This window comes from Bacillus sp. JJ1764, assembly GCF_036962145.1.
In the GTDB taxonomy this organism is placed as follows: domain Bacteria; phylum Bacillota; class Bacilli; order Bacillales; family Cytobacillaceae; genus Neobacillus.
Genome location: NZ_JBALNY010000018.1, coordinates 1 through 14,583 on the forward strand (window position 1 = coordinate 1; position 14,583 = coordinate 14,583).

12 protein-coding genes are annotated in these 14,583 nt (G+C 38.5%); 9 read left to right on the top strand and 3 right to left on the bottom strand.

What is annotated here, in order from left to right; all coding sequences use genetic code 11:
- Positions 1-1,224: 1,224 nt before the first annotated feature.
- The gene (locus tag V7083_RS02675) at positions 1,225-1,407 is read right to left on the bottom strand and encodes a YolD-like family protein (protein ID WP_335475092.1); all 183 of its coding nucleotides are present in this window, start codon (positions 1,405-1,407) and stop codon (positions 1,225-1,227) included.
- A 146-nt stretch (positions 1,408-1,553) separates the two neighbouring features.
- Entirely contained in the window at positions 1,554-2,774 is a 1,221-nt protein-coding gene (locus V7083_RS02680) for a nitrate/nitrite transporter (RefSeq protein WP_335475094.1), read from the bottom strand.
- A 227-nt stretch (positions 2,775-3,001) separates the two neighbouring features.
- On the opposite strand from V7083_RS02680, the gene nasC reads away from it, so the two are divergent.
- The 5 genes from nasC (at position 3,002) to V7083_RS02705 (ending at position 9,521) form a co-directional block, all read left to right on the top strand.
- On the top strand, positions 3,002-5,155 hold the full coding sequence (nasC, locus tag V7083_RS02685) for an assimilatory nitrate reductase catalytic subunit NasC (protein ID WP_335475096.1): 2,154 nt from the start codon (positions 3,002-3,004) through the stop codon (positions 5,153-5,155).
- A gap of 145 nt (positions 5,156-5,300) precedes the next feature.
- On the top strand, positions 5,301-7,721 hold the full coding sequence (gene nirB / locus V7083_RS02690; RefSeq protein ID WP_335475098.1) for a nitrite reductase large subunit NirB: 2,421 nt from the start codon (positions 5,301-5,303) through the stop codon (positions 7,719-7,721).
- A gap of 22 nt (positions 7,722-7,743) precedes the next feature.
- Positions 7,744-8,070, top strand: coding sequence for a nitrite reductase small subunit NirD (nirD, locus tag V7083_RS02695; RefSeq protein ID WP_335475100.1), 327 nt, complete (start codon positions 7,744-7,746; stop codon positions 8,068-8,070).
- Between the two features lie 107 nt (positions 8,071-8,177).
- Positions 8,178-8,993, top strand: a complete 816-nt coding sequence (locus V7083_RS02700) for a uroporphyrinogen-III synthase (protein WP_335475102.1) — start codon at positions 8,178-8,180, stop codon at positions 8,991-8,993.
- Positions 8,994-9,326: 333 nt separating this feature from the next.
- Positions 9,327-9,521 carry a YezD family protein gene (locus V7083_RS02705; RefSeq protein ID WP_438823687.1) on the top strand — a complete coding sequence of 65 codons (195 nt, stop codon included), beginning with the start codon at positions 9,327-9,329 and terminating at the stop codon, positions 9,519-9,521.
- A 167-nt stretch (positions 9,522-9,688) separates the two neighbouring features.
- Here the strand turns inward: V7083_RS02705 and V7083_RS02710 are convergent, their stop codons facing one another.
- Entirely contained in the window at positions 9,689-10,384 is a 696-nt protein-coding gene (locus V7083_RS02710; RefSeq protein WP_335475104.1) for a response regulator transcription factor, read from the bottom strand.
- A 314-nt stretch (positions 10,385-10,698) separates the two neighbouring features.
- Here V7083_RS02710 and V7083_RS02715 point away from each other — a divergent pair, with 314 nt between their 5' ends.
- From V7083_RS02715 to V7083_RS02730, 4 genes are all read left to right on the top strand, one after another.
- The gene (locus tag V7083_RS02715) at positions 10,699-11,628 is read left to right on the top strand and encodes a phosphate ABC transporter substrate-binding protein (protein WP_335475106.1); all 930 of its coding nucleotides are present in this window, start codon (positions 10,699-10,701) and stop codon (positions 11,626-11,628) included.
- Between the two features lie 164 nt (positions 11,629-11,792).
- The gene (locus tag V7083_RS02720; RefSeq protein WP_335475109.1) at positions 11,793-12,752 is read left to right on the top strand and encodes an NAD(P)H-dependent flavin oxidoreductase; all 960 of its coding nucleotides are present in this window, start codon (positions 11,793-11,795) and stop codon (positions 12,750-12,752) included.
- 87 nt (positions 12,753-12,839) lie between these two features.
- The gene (locus V7083_RS02725) at positions 12,840-13,466 is read left to right on the top strand and encodes a hypothetical protein (RefSeq protein WP_335475111.1); all 627 of its coding nucleotides are present in this window, start codon (positions 12,840-12,842) and stop codon (positions 13,464-13,466) included.
- Positions 13,467-13,577: 111 nt separating this feature from the next.
- On the top strand, positions 13,578-14,375 hold the full coding sequence (locus V7083_RS02730; protein ID WP_335475114.1) for a DUF2935 domain-containing protein: 798 nt from the start codon (positions 13,578-13,580) through the stop codon (positions 14,373-14,375).
- Positions 14,376-14,583 lie beyond the last annotated feature (208 nt).

A 14,583-nucleotide genomic window follows, 5' to 3' on the forward strand; every position in this document is an offset into this window, starting at 1 on the left:
ATTCCCTACATTATCACACAATATTATTTAGGTAAATGATGTTAATTTAATAAGGAGTATAGATGATGAAGAAATTATTAATAGTTGTTTTGGCAGTAGGTTTATTTATTACGCCAATTTTTACTAGTGCCCATGTGAAATGGTTCACAGATGTTGCTCCACATAAAGAAACGATTGAGCATATTTTGTCGCCTCTGTTTATTTTTCTGGCACTAATTGCAGCTGTGGTATTAGCAATATTACCGCTCCTTATACCAAAGATTGCTGAATCTCAACTAATGCAAAATTGGGACCAAAAACTTTCAGGTCTGCGTAAATACTCCAGACATTTATTAAAGTATGGTACAGCGCTAGCATTAATGATCCAAATTAGTAATGGCACTATTTTTGCCCCTGAGTTGCATGTTACCCAATCCATCATTGTCATCCTAACATGGGTGGCAGTTGTTTGTTTGCTCATTCCACACCATTTGGCAACAAAAGCGGGAGCACTGGTATTGTTGGGCATTTTTATTTATACTACCTTGCAACATGGTATCTTCTATATGCTGGATTATGGATTTTACGTTGCCATTATCGGAGTTTTACTAGTTGGAAATACCAAGTTTGAAAAAGTTGGTTTTCCATTTTTATATCTCGGGACAGGGTTATCCTTATGCTGGGTGGCGGTAGAAAAATGGGTGTATCCGGATATGTCTCTTGATATCGTAATCCATCATCATGTACCAACATTCGGATTTGAACCTACTGTTTTCATTACTATGGCAGCATTTATTGAATTTGTAGTGGGATATTTACTTGTGGTGGGTATTTTAAATAGAGTGCTTGGATTAGTGGTAACCATTATTTTTGTCTTGACCACCATGTTATTTGGAGTAACTGAAGTGATTGGCCATTTTATGATTCATATTGTTTTAATTATCTTTATTATTGAGGGAGTTTCATTCTATACTCCTCCCATTAAAATCCATAAAACTAAGACAGATCAATTTATATTCGTGTTNNGTTTCTAAATTTTATTTTTGTTTTGGCAACATATATTTTAATTTATTACCGCTTTGGTGCATGATAGCATCATTCGAAAGTCATTTCTTTTTAGTATAAATAGCGGTGACTTATTTGTTTTTTATGCAATCCTTTTAAAAAGGACTAAGTGTCAAAAATGTAGTCCATATAAATAATCTAAATAATAATTCCATATCTACTCTCTCCTTTTTTGAAGTATTATATAATTTGTTTGATCCGTGATAAACGGATGCTGTGTACAACTTTATTTTCATCTTTTAACGAAAGAAGCTGTTCCTTTAAGTTTAAGGAATAAACACGGCCTTTCAGAGTATTCAAAGCACCATTATTAAAATAATCAATCGTAATCTGTCTGTTTTGGGTCAGCATTTTCAAGTACATATTTTACTTACTCCTTTTAATTGAATTTACATCCTCATTATAGGATTAAGAATTTAAGAACTAATGAAGTGGGTGTAAAAAATATGTAAAATTGGAGTTCAATGAATGGAGCCAATCGATTTAGTTCGATTGGCTCTACGTGTTTGTTATATTTTTTTTGAATCTAATAGATAACTGTGGTGTTGCCCACGCTTTTGCCATTGCCATGAGTTATGGGCAATACCTAACATCATTAACGCTGTCACTGCAATACCAGCATATAAAAAAAATCCAGTAGCGTATGTTCCGGTGAGTTGTTTTAATGATCCTAGTAAAATGGGGATTAAAAAGCCGCCAACTCCTCCAGCAGCCCCTACAATTCCTGTAATAAATCCTATTTCTTGTTTAAATCGCTGCGGAACGATTTGAAAGATTGCCCCGTTCCCCATCCCAAGGCTAATCATCCCCAAAAATAACATGAAGGTAACCGTCATTAAAGATGGAAGCAGACCCACCCCAAACATGGTAATAGCAATTCCAAAAAATAAAAAAGTAAGAAGACGAACACCACCAATCCGGTCCGCAATAAATCCGCCAACAGGTCGAAAAACACTTCCTGCGGCCACGCAAAGTGTGACAAAGTCACCTGCAGTTACCTTGGATAAACCATATTGATCCACAAAAAAGATGCTTAGAAAACTCGTTAAGCCGATAAAACCGCCAAAAGTTACACTATAAAAAAAGCAAAAAAACCAAGTATCTTTTCGTTTAAAAACGTTGAAATATTGACCAATCGTTTTTGGCTGTGTTTGAAGAGGCGGATCTTTTGCAAGAAAAACATAGATCATAAAAACGATGATCAAGGGGATGATTGCCATTCCAACCACATTGTGCCACCCGTACTGCTCAGCAAGACGTGGACCAAATAAGGTCGCGAGAAGTGTCCCACTGTTACCCGCTCCGGCAATCCCCATGGCTAATCCCTGTAAGTGGGGCGGATACCATCGGCTTGCCATAGGAATGGCAGCAGCAAAACTTGCCCCTGAAACGCCAAGGAGGATGCCAATCAAATACAATTCCGTTAATGAATGCCCGAATAACCATGCCCAAACTAACGGAGCAGTAGTGACAACCATACCACCAATTGCCGTTTTTCGAGACCCGATTCGATCTGTTAAGTAGCCAAGAATTAATCGAAAAATGGATCCGCTTAATATAGGGACAGCCACAATGAATCCTTTTTGCGAGGGTGAAAGGTTAAAATCCTTGGTAATGTATACCCCTAATGCTCCAAGCAAAACCCAAATCATGAAGCTGACATCAAAATATAAAAATGATGCTAATAATGATGGGGCATGCCCGCTCTTTCGAAAGTCTGATAGTTTCATCCACTTTGCTCCTTTCACCTACACTTTTTTCTTCCTTTGTCAAACAAAGAGTAATCACTTTTAAATTGTCTGTCAGCAATTGTGTTAAAGAACCTTACACTCTTTTTCGTAACCAGTTTTGTATCGAGAAGGATGCAAAGTGAATTTACTGCGTCAGCAAATATGACAAGTTTAATTTCTTTTTTGAAATCGTGTGGAATAATGGAGGAATCTTAGGGGGTGTATCAGTGGATCAACAAAATTCTGTATTGGTCGAACATGAAAATACTCACGAGGTAGTTACAGAACAAACCTTTCATACGCAATGTCCGTTTTGTAGTATGCAATGCAAACTCAAATTAGTAGAGCAATCTTCGGGCGCTGAAACAAAAAACAAGGTAACTGGCCAAAAAAACCCATGCAGTGAAGGCAGAATGTGTATCAAGGGCATGTATGCCCATCAACATGTCTTTAGCAAAGAACGTCTAAAATACCCATTGTTAAAGGTAAATGGAGAGTTTGTTCGAATTTCCTGGGAGGATGCATTGTGTCAGATTAAACAACATTTTACCGACATTCAGAAAGTGGATGGTAATCACGGCATTGCTGTGTATGGGAGTGCCTCCCTTACCAATGAAGAAGCCTATTTATTGGGGAAATTTGCAAGAGTAGCCCTGAAAACGAAGTACATTGATTATAATGGCCGGTACTGCATGTCTGCAGCTGCTACTGCAGCCAAATTAACTTTTGGAATCGATAGGGGATTTACAAACAGCCTTGATGAAATACCTTTCGCTGAATGTATCATTTTGGCTGGGACCAATCTTGCTGAATGCCAACCAACCATAATGCCATATTTTATAAAAGCTCAAAAAAATGGAGCTTCTATAATAGTGATAGACCCAAGGGAAACACCGACTACCAAAATGGCTGACTTGCATATTAAGCTTAAACCGGGTACGGATGCAGCGTTGGCAAATGGGTTATTAAAGGTCATTTTGGAAGAAGGTTTTGTGGATGAAGGGTTTATAAAGAATCGTGTAAATGGCTTTGATGAGGTAAAAGAATATATTTCAGCTATAGAGATGAGAGAAATTGAAAAAATGACCGGTGTTGCAGGTGAGGAAATTAGAAAAGCTGCTTTGATATTTGGTAAAGCCAAAACTGGAATGATATTAACGGCAAGAGGCGTGGAACAACAGACAGATGGGACAATGGGGGTATGCGGTTATCTGAATATTTTGCTTTCAACCGGTAAAATTGGTAAGCCTTTTTGCGGTTTTGGAGCCATTACAGGACAAAGTAATGGCCAAGGAGCAAGAGAACACGGTCAAAAAGCAGATCAACTGCCTGGTTATCGATCAATTGAAAACGAAGAGCACAGAAGATATATTGCCGATGTGTGGGGAATTGATAAGGATGAATTACCAGGAAAGGGAGTTTCCGCATTTGAAATTTTCGAGAGAATCGATGCGGGTGAAATTACAGGCCTATTTTTAATGTGCTCTAATCCGATTGTCTCAAGTCCCAATGCTCAATTTGTTACAGAAGCCATAAAAAAATTAAGGTTTTTCGTTGCCGTTGATTTATTTATTTCGGAGACAGCAAGGATGGCCGATTTGATTTTACCATCATCCTCGTATTTGGAAGATGAAGGGACTTTAACAAATCTAGAAGGAAGAGTAACCTTACGGGAAGCTACCTATCCATGTCCCGAAGAAGTAAAGCATGATTGGGAAATCATATGTGAGATTGCAAGAGCTCTTGGAAAAGGAGAGTATTTTCCTTTTTCATCACCTGAAGAAATATTTAATGAATTAAGGGTAGCAAGCCGAGGGGGACAATCAGATTACTATGGTATCACCTACGATCGAATAAGAACTACAGGCGGTATTCTTTGGCCGTGCCCGGACCTTGTCCACGCGGGAACAAAGCGACTGTTTGAAACCCGTTTTGCTCACGAGGATGGGAGGGCAAAAATGATCATCGTACCGAACCATCAAAATGTTCCAAAAGAACAACCCAATTTTGAATATCCTATATTTTTAACAACCGGCAGGGTATTAGCACACTACCTCACAGGTGTTCAAACGAGAAAAAGCCCGTCATTGGTGGCCCGTAATGGAGAAGCCTTTATGGAAATTCATCCAGAAACGGCGATGAAATATAACCTTCCTGACAAGGCATTAGTAAAAATTAGCTCCAAAAATGGAAGTATTATAGTCAGAAGCCGATATACGAATGGAATTCGAAAAGATACTGTGTTTGTTCCATTTCATTGGGCTGACACTCAAAATGTTAATCTTTTGGTTTCAAGTGAATTAGACCCATTTTGCAAAATGCCGGGATTTAAAATGACCGCTGTCAATGTAAGACCACCTGTTGGAAATACATCAATCTAATAAAAACCCAGGCCAATCGGTCCGGGTTTTTATTGTTATTTTTTAAAAATTTAAAAAATAAGTAAGAATACCTGACACGTTTTGTAAATTTCATTTTTACCTGTGCTATAGTTTGTGAATAAACTTACTAAGGGGTGGGACTCCAATGGAGAGGAAAAGATTAATTCTGGTTGGCAATGGAATGGCGGGTGTCAGAACGATTGAGGAAATCTTAAAGCTTGCTAGGGATTCATTCGAGATTACGATCATTGGAAACGAGCCCCATCCGAATTATAACCGTATTCTCCTTTCAAAGGTTCTGCAGGGGGATATGGAAGTGAAGAATATTACACTTAATGATTGGGGCTGGTACCATGAGAACGGAATTCGATTGATTACAGGTGAAACCGTAACGAAAATCAATTCTTTGAAAAAAACGGTGATCACAGATTGTGGGAGAGTTGAACCGTATGATGAATTGATTTTGGCAACCGGTTCCTTACCGTTTCTACTTCCAATCCCTGGTGTCGAGAAGGAAGGGGTCACTACCTTTCGTGATATAGGAGATACAGAAGTGATGCTTGCGACATCAAAAGAATATAAGAAAGCCGCCGTTATTGGAGGTGGTCTTCTTGGTTTGGAAGCAGCGAGGGGACTCATTAATCTGGGGATGGACGTCTCGGTCATTCATTTGGGTCCATATTTAATGGAACGGCAGCTGGATCCGATAGCTGGAAGATTACTGCAAGATGAGTTGGAAAAGCAGGGTATGTCATTTTATTTAGAAAAACAAACCCAACAAATCTATGGTGATCAACGAGTAAAAGGATTACTGTTTAGCGATGGAACTTCACTAGAGACTGACCTAGTTGTAATGGCAGCCGGCATAAAGCCAAATATGGAATTGGCAAAGGTTAGCGGAATGGGTGTTAATCGCGGAATTGTAGTCAATGATTTTATGGAAACAGATTTACCTAATGTTTATGCAGTTGGAGAATGTGCAGAACATAATGGCATGGTGTATGGACTGGTGGCGCCATTATATGAACAAGGCAAAGTATTGGCTAAACATATTTGTGGTGTTGAAACAAATCCGTATCAAGGGTCGGTATTATCAACTCAGCTGAAGGTTTCCGGTGTAGAAGTATTTTCTGCAGGGGATTTCATGGAAGGTAAAGATAAAAAATCCCTAAAAGTGTTTGATGAACAAGAGGGTATTTATAAGAAGATTGTGTTACGAGACAACAAGATTGTTGGTGCCGTCCTGTTTGGGGACAGCAGTGATGGAAATCGGTTATTATCTTTGATTCAAAAGGAAGCAGATATATCTGATAGGGCAAAAGTATCCATTTTACAATCAAGTGATATCGAATCTGGTAAAAGCCAGGTTGCCTTGTTGAGTGACGAGGAAATCATCTGCGGGTGTAATGGTGTTACAAAAGGGACGATTGTTGAGGCTATTCATAAACAAGGCTGTTCTTCGCTTGAGAAAATCAAAGCATGTACGAGTGCATCCCGGTCTTGTGGAGGGTGCAAGACTCTCGTAGCAGAAATACTGCAACAAACTCTAGGTAAGACCTATATGGTTAATTCTCAAAATGAAGCCATATGCGGCTGCACCAAGTTATCGCGTGACAAGGTAATCGAGGAAATAAAAGCAAAAGGAATGTCGACTATTAAGGAAGTCATGTTTGTTCTTGGTTGGAGCAATGAGGAAGGCTGCTCAAAATGTCGACCTGCACTTAACTATTATTTGGGAATGATCTCTCCTGCAGAATATCAGGATGAACGAGAATCCAGGTTTGTGAATGAACGAATGCATGCCAATATACAAAAAAACGGGACTTACTCTGTCGTTCCGAGAATGTATGGAGGGGTAACAAATTCAACTGATTTGCGGCGAATAGCCGATGTCGTTGACAAATATGATATCCCATTAGTGAAAATAACCGGAGGACAGCGCATTGATTTACTAGGTATCAAAAAAGAGGATTTGCCAAAGGTATGGATGGATTTAGACATGCCTTCCGGCTTTGCTTACGGAAAATCTCTTCGAACCGTAAAAACATGTGTTGGCGAGCAATATTGTCGCTTTGGTACCCAGGACTCTATGAGTCTGGGAATCCTCCTAGAAAAGAAATTTGAAGGACTGCAAACACCGCATAAAGTTAAAATGGCTGTTTCAGCATGTCCGAGATCCTGTGCTGAGTCTGGTTTTAAGGATATTGGTTTTATCGGAATTGACGGTGGATGGGAAATCTATGTCGGTGGAAATGGTGGAACGCATGTCCGTGGTGGAGATTTATTATACAAAGTTAAAACAGTAGAAGAAGTAATGGAAATCACGGCAGCTTATCTTCAGTATTATCGGGAAACAGCTCATTATTTAGAACGAACCTCCGCATGGATCGAGAGGGTGGGCCTTGATTATATCCGGGCGACACTTGATGATAAGGAAAAACTAAAGTCCTTAAACATCCGAATGGAAAAAGCCTTATCAGTCCTAAAAGATCCTTGGAAGGAAATCATCGAGAATAATAAACTGAAAGAACAAATGTATAATAGCAAGACCTTTTCTAAGATATAGAACTTTGAAGGAGGATACGCCGATGATAAACAAAAATGTTACCAGGTTACCCGTTTGCTCCATCCATGAACTCAAGGACCGAATAGGAAAAACGGTTAGCTTTGGAGATAAGGAAATAGCCCTGTTTAAATTATCAAATGGGAAAATTCGAGCATTAGAGAATCGATGTCCTCATAAAGGTGGTGCTTTAAGCGAGGGCATCGTAAGCAGCGATTTTGTATTCTGTCCAATGCATGATTGGAAAATCTGTTTACATGACGGAATGGTTCAAACACCTGATCGTGGTTGCGCGCAAACGTATCAAACCTCGATCGAGAATGATCTGGTGTTTCTTTTGTTGGAGGGATAGTAATCAAATTCCTAAAGGCTTGATTTACAGATCATGTGGGCATTTTCTCGTTAGGATGTATTATAATGGAACCAGGAATCAATACTGAAGAAACGAGGATTTAACGAATGTCCACTAATTTGCATGGGAAAAAGATCGTCATAACGGGGACGAGAAAAACAGAAGAAATTTGTTCATTAATTGAAAATCAAGGTGGTATTGCAGTTGTTCGACCCCTCCAAGGCACATTACGATTGGATGAAGAAGTGGTTAAACCCCATTTGATGAGGTTTATCCAGGAAGGTGCAGATTTGGTTATTTTAACAACTGGTGGTGGAACAGAAACACTAATTGATATTTCAGAAAATTTAGGTGTAAAAGAACAGTTTCTTGCCAAAATACATGATGCCAAAGTAGCAGCAAGAGGATACAAAACTCTATCCACTCTAAAGAAACTTGATATTATCCCGTTCGCGACTGATGAGGATGGGACGGTCAATGGGTTAATGAAAGCACTTGAAGGCTTTGATCTATCCGGAAAAAAAGTCATGGTACAGCTTCATGGTGAACCTGCACCAGCTTTGACCCATTTTCTCGAAGAGAATGGGGCTGAAATTTTAACAATCCTCCCATACCAACATGTTGCACCGGAACTCGCTACAGTCTCAGCGTTAAGCAAAGAGATTATTGAAAATAAAGTAGATGCCGTTTGCTTTACTACTGGAATTCAAGTTCGTTTTCTGTTTGAATTTGCCAAGGAACAAGGTTGTGTTAATGAACTTATTCATGCTTTTCAACGTCAAACTGTAGCTGCGGCGGTTGGAAAGGTAACGGCCGAAGCTTTAAGGGAAGCTGGAATCGAGCGGATTGTAGTCCCTGAAAATGAGAGAATGGGTGCTATGATTATTACTCTGTCACGATATTTTCGTGACAAGAATAGTTAATTAAGACTTAAGTTGTAAGTAAACCTGACAGGAGGAAACTGTTGGGTTTTTTGTTTTTTAGTAAAGGCTATAATTGAAGAATACTATTGATTTTTAACCATGTTGATTGGAGCAGAAGGCACGAAGACTCCCCTGAGTAGCACGTGCTGGAGCGGAATTCAACAGGCAAGTTTAACAAAGCCTAAGATAAAGAGAAAACGTTAAAAAAATAAATACCTAGTTTACAGGTAGGTATAATATGTATTATAGTAATAACAAAGTATTAAGATTTTTAGCCAACATGAGGAACTGAAACCAGTACATCATTCAAGTGTTTATCTTTCATTAAAGGGGATGATTTACTTGTCTTTTATTGGACGAATGGATCAAATTGTCATGGAAAAAGTAAAAATGTTAGTGGAAAGCTTGGAATATGGAACCATTCAAATAACAGTCCATGATTCACAAGTAACGCAAATTGACAAATTGGAGCGACACCGGTTACCATTACAAAAAAAATCTTCCACACAACAAAAGAAAGCTAGGTAAGAAAAATGAATAACTGCCGATCGGTCCACCGAAGGCCCCTGTTAGTTCACTGTTCAAAAATAGAACTGTAACTAAGGGGCTTTTTATTTTGTCAAAAAAAATGATGGGGCTCATTTTTTATCTCCCCATCAAATCATCATTCAAATATCAACTGCTTTCATACCATATTAATCATCTAGTTTATATCCAATTCCCCGAATGGTTTTAATATAAACGGGATTTCCAATTTCTCCTTCAATTTTGTTTCTTAAATGGGATATATGGACATCAACAATTCTTGTACCACAGGAAAAGTCATCATTCCATACCGCATTCAGCAATTGATCACGCGTTAGGACATTGCCTTTATTTTGAGCCATAAAAACTAGCAATTCAAATTCCTTTAAGGTTAAATCTAATCGTTTTCCTTGGTAATAGGCTTCGAATTTCTTTGGATAAATGATTAAATTACTTATGTTTATTTTTGTTTCATCATCACTTTGCTGATCATTCCTTACCAGAGATCTTCTTAGGATTGCTTTTACCCTGGCAATTACTTCCCTAGGACTGAATGGTTTAACCATGTAATCATCTGCGCCTAATTCAAGGCCAAGTACTTTATCCAACTCATGATCTCTGGCTGTTAGCATGATGATCGGGGTCATGATCTTTTCTTGCCGCAGCTGTTTGCAAACTTCCAGCCCATCAAGCTCTGGAAGCATCCAATCTAAAATGATTAAATCCGGTGATTCCGATACAGCAAGTTTCCTACCTTCATTACCATCAAATGCTGTTGCGACTTCAAAACCAGCCTGCACCAAATTGTATTCAAGCAATGTAACAATGGATCTCTCATCGTCGACAACGAGTATTTTATTTCTCATGATAACCCCCTTAAGCCATATATTGTGAATACATAGTGTTGAGACTTGATCATTATTTAAAATAAATGCTTATTTGACGTATATAATTTCATTCTATTAAACAATCGTAAAAAGACTATTAAGCTAATGTTAAGAATTATTAATTTATACATTCTTCCTATTAAAGATGGCTAATAAGTACCGTTTGTGAAAAAATGATTTTTACAAAACCTTTACATGCAGTTAATTGTCCATTAATACTAGTACCTTATATTGGTTACTGTAAGGTCAAAACAAAATTTAATGAGTAGATTAATGGGGAGGAAACTTAACAAATGAAAAAATTTAAAAAACTGAGCATGGTTACCTTATTTGCTGCTTTAATGGTGATCATGGCTGCATGTGGAGGAAACACAACTTCTGAAAAGAAACAAGAGGGCTCCAGCAAAACATCCACAAAGACGGAAGAGAAAAAAGAACTTTCAGGTACGTTACTAGTCTCCGGTTCATCTGCCATGCAGCCATTAGTAGCAGCTGCAGCCGAAGAGTTCATGTCAGAAAATCCAAATGTGGATATCCAGGTCAATGCGGGAGGTTCCGGTACAGGATTATCTCAAGTGGCCGAAGGTTCCGTACAGATTGGTAACTCTGATGTCTTTGCTGAAGAAAAAGAAGGAATTCCTGCCGATCAATTAGTTGACCATAAAGTTGCCGTGGTAGGTATCACTGCAGCAGTTAACCCTAAAGTCGGTATTAAAGATATTAAAAAGGAAGATTTAATCAAAGTGTTCACTGGAAAAATCACAAACTGGAAAGAGCTTGGTGGTAAAGACCAAAAAATCGTTCTTGTAAATCGTCCGGATTCTTCAGGAACGCGTGCCGTTTTCAATAAATTTGCTTTGGATGGTGCAACACCAGACGAAGGAATCACAGAAGATTCTTCCAACACGGTTAAAAAGATTATTAGTGAAACCGATGGAGCCATTGGCTATCTAGCATTCTCTTATTTCACCGATCAATCTGTAACTCCGCTATCTATTGATGGGGTCGCAGCCACTGCAAAAAACGTACAGTCTGGCAAATTTCCTGTTTGGGCATATGAGCACTCTTATACAAAAGGTGAACCTGAAGAACTTGCAAAGGCTTTTCTTGACTATATGATGTCTGATGATATTCAAAATAAACTTTTACAGGAACAAGGATATCTTCCTGTTACGGATATGAAAGTTGAACGTGATGCAGAAGGAAATCAAAAAGACAAATAAATAGAGTATTGATTAAAAGAGGTAGGTGCCTAGATGCATTTACCTCTTTTGATTATTTGATTGAATTTTTCGAAAAAAACAAATGAGGTATGGGGTGGATATGGTATATAATGTAAATGTCAAGGGGAGTAAATTGATATTTTTTAATAGAAGGGGAGGAAATGATGTCAATGATTCCATCAATTTTAAAAGACTTGCGGTTACCTGTAATCGGTTCACCACTTTTTATCATTAGTAATCCAAAACTAGTTATTGCCCAATGTAAGGCAGGTATCGTAGGTTCGATGCCAGCTTTAAATGCTAGACCCGTCTCGTTGCTGGATGAATGGCTTGCGGAAATTACTGAAGAACTGGCTGCTTATAACACTCGTCATCCAGAACGACCAGCTGCTCCATTTGCCATTAATCAAATCGTTCATAAGTCCAATGATCGATTGGAGCATGACGTAGAGATGTGTAAAAAATATAAAGTTCCCATTATTATTACCTCACTGGGGGCACGTGAAGAGGTCAATTCCGAGATTCATAGTTATGGAGGAATTGTGATGCATGATGTAATCAACAATATGTTTGCCCATAAAGCAATAGATAAAGGAGCTGATGGGTTAATAGCGGTTGCAGCCGGTGCCGGCGGACATGCCGGAGTGAAGAGCCCATTTGCCCTAGTTCAGGAAATTCGTGAGTGGTTTCAAGGTCCGCTTGCTTTAGCCGGGTCAATTTCTACTGGTAGCAGTGTATTGGCCGCTCAAGCGATGGGGGCTGATTTTGCCTATATTGGTTCACCGTTTATTGCAACCCATGAAGCGAATGCTGTGCATGAGTATAAGCAGGCCATTGTCAACCACACATCGGATGACGTTATTTATAGTAATCTGTTCACAGGTGTCCATGGAAATTATCTTGCTCCGTCTATAAAAAAAGCTGGATTAGATCCTAATAACCTACCTGAAAGCGATCCATCTAAGATGAACTTTTCAGGTGACACTAAGGTGAAGGCTTGGAAGGATATATGGGGCTGTGGTCAGGGAATTGGAGCCATTCATGAGATTACTGGTGCTGGAGAGTTTGTTAATAAATTATATAAAGAATACATTGCAGCTAGAGAAAGATTAAAGCAAATTTAATTTAATTATTTGTTCATAATATGGTAACAAATGGTGGGAAACCTATCATCTGTAATACACAAAATTCTTTTTAGGAGGATATTACAGATGATAAAAATGCAGATCAAATTGTTTTGTGCAATAGCTTTATTGCTTGGACTGCAAGCACCGTTTCAGACTTTTGCAGCGTCTGGGGAAACTTGTATGGAAGCCCATGGCCATTTTAAGCACAATCCTGAGTTTCTAAAAAAACAGGCAGAAGAACTTGGGATTAAAACAGATGGAAAAGATTCGGAAGCCATTGCAAAAGAAGTCAGGGAAACAATCATTAAAAAGCGCGCCAAGGAACTTGGAATCGAAACGAAAGGAAAAGAACTGAATGCGTTAGCAAAAGAAGTTGCTGAAACCGAAATAAAGAAAGCAGCGAAGGAACTAGGAATCGCGACAGAAGGAAAAGACTTGCGTGATGTAGCACGTGAAGTTCGTGTCATGCAAGTAAAAAAGGAAGCAAAAGAGCTAGGGATCTCAATAGAAAATAAAGATTTTCACCAAATTGTCCATGAGGTTCAAGAAAAACGGATATTCCAAGCAGCAGAGAAATTGGGGATCGACACAAAAAATAAATCTGCTCATGAACTTTTTAATGAAATCATGGCTAATCATGCTGACAAGGTAAAAGAACTAAATCTTTTTCCCGGAAAATTCTTTTTTATGGATAAACCAAAAGGAGAATAAATGTATGAAAGGGGAACTCATGATATGATTCCCCTCTTCTCATTCATAAGTATCAAAAAGGGTGAGTATACATCAAATTAGTGTGGATATTTTTTAACGGGAGGAAAAAGTATGCCGGATGTTTTTGAAAGTACTGCAAGATTTGAACATCGTTTTTGGCTCCAAATCCTGGGGGATCATTCCCGGTTTATTTATGAGGCACTAGCACCTGTTCAAAATAAAGAAATTAACATGGCAGCCAACTTTATCAATACTTTTGATTCCCTGATGGAACGGGTATCTTCTTCTGAGTTGCAGGCACTTACTGTGGAAGCTGAGGCAGAAGTTTTGAAATTGCGAGAATTCAAACTCGAATTACTCAGAAGACATCTAAATGGAAAAATAAAAATCCATCTTCCTCCAACATTTATTAATCATATGGTGAATGAATTAGAGGAATACGCTAGAATTTTAGAACATCTCAAATCAGGTCGAGTCCCCCCTATTTATCATGAACTCCATCATCATCTCTTATGGCTATTGGATGCCGCTGGCCACGCTGAAGCCATTTCTTCCAATCTGGACGGTGTTGAAACAAAGTTACGTGAGAAAAGCAATGCTTTTAAAAAAAATTTTGATGATTTCTACTTGAAGGCAGTGGAATTCGCAGGATATTTAAGAACCAATTTGCCCGAGTTTCCAGCGCTTGCAAAAATGAATAAAGATACTCAATTAGAAATTAAATTATTCCAGCAATTTTTAACAGAACTAGAGGAACTTGGATTAAATCACCAAGCTTTAGGAACCTTTGCACCGTTAATGGCAGATCATATGTTTCGTGAGGAATGTTATTATCTGATGAAATTAGCCCAATCGGCAAACTTAGACCTACCAAATTGTGATCCAACAAAGCCACGACTTAAGGAATGATATGTTAGATAGTGAAGAGGGGCAAGAGATGAAAAGTTAGGATGCCAGGAGTTTTACAACCCCAGGTTTACCCTTTAGGTTACTTTGCCCACCCCTAAATGTAAATTTGAAATATTGTAGCCACTAACCAAAATTTCAAGTTGAAATACTTTATACACTTTTACACAATATTAAGGATTTGATAATAAAGAGCAAGATCGTGTCGGAA

Coding starts and splice junctions, on each gene's coding strand:
- V7083_RS02725 (WP_335475111.1), top strand. CDS start 12,840: ATGATAAAAATGCAGATCAAATTGTTTTGTGCAATAGCTTTATTGCTT.
- V7083_RS02715 (WP_335475106.1), top strand. CDS start 10,699: ATGAAAAAATTTAAAAAACTGAGCATGGTTACCTTATTTGCTGCTTTA.
- V7083_RS02680 (WP_335475094.1), bottom strand. CDS start 2,774: ATGAAACTATCAGACTTTCGAAAGAGCGGGCATGCCCCATCATTATTA.
- V7083_RS02675 (WP_335475092.1), bottom strand. CDS start 1,407: ATGTACTTGAAAATGCTGACCCAAAACAGACAGATTACGATTGATTAT.
- nirB (WP_335475098.1), top strand. CDS start 5,301: ATGGAGAGGAAAAGATTAATTCTGGTTGGCAATGGAATGGCGGGTGTC.
- V7083_RS02710 (WP_335475104.1), bottom strand. CDS start 10,384: ATGAGAAATAAAATACTCGTTGTCGACGATGAGAGATCCATTGTTACA.
- V7083_RS02705 (WP_438823687.1), top strand. CDS start 9,327: ATGATTTACTTGTCTTTTATTGGACGAATGGATCAAATTGTCATGGAA.
- nirD (WP_335475100.1), top strand. CDS start 7,744: ATGATAAACAAAAATGTTACCAGGTTACCCGTTTGCTCCATCCATGAA.
- V7083_RS02730 (WP_335475114.1), top strand. CDS start 13,578: ATGCCGGATGTTTTTGAAAGTACTGCAAGATTTGAACATCGTTTTTGG.
- V7083_RS02700 (WP_335475102.1), top strand. CDS start 8,178: ATGTCCACTAATTTGCATGGGAAAAAGATCGTCATAACGGGGACGAGA.
- V7083_RS02720 (WP_335475109.1), top strand. CDS start 11,793: ATGTCAATGATTCCATCAATTTTAAAAGACTTGCGGTTACCTGTAATC.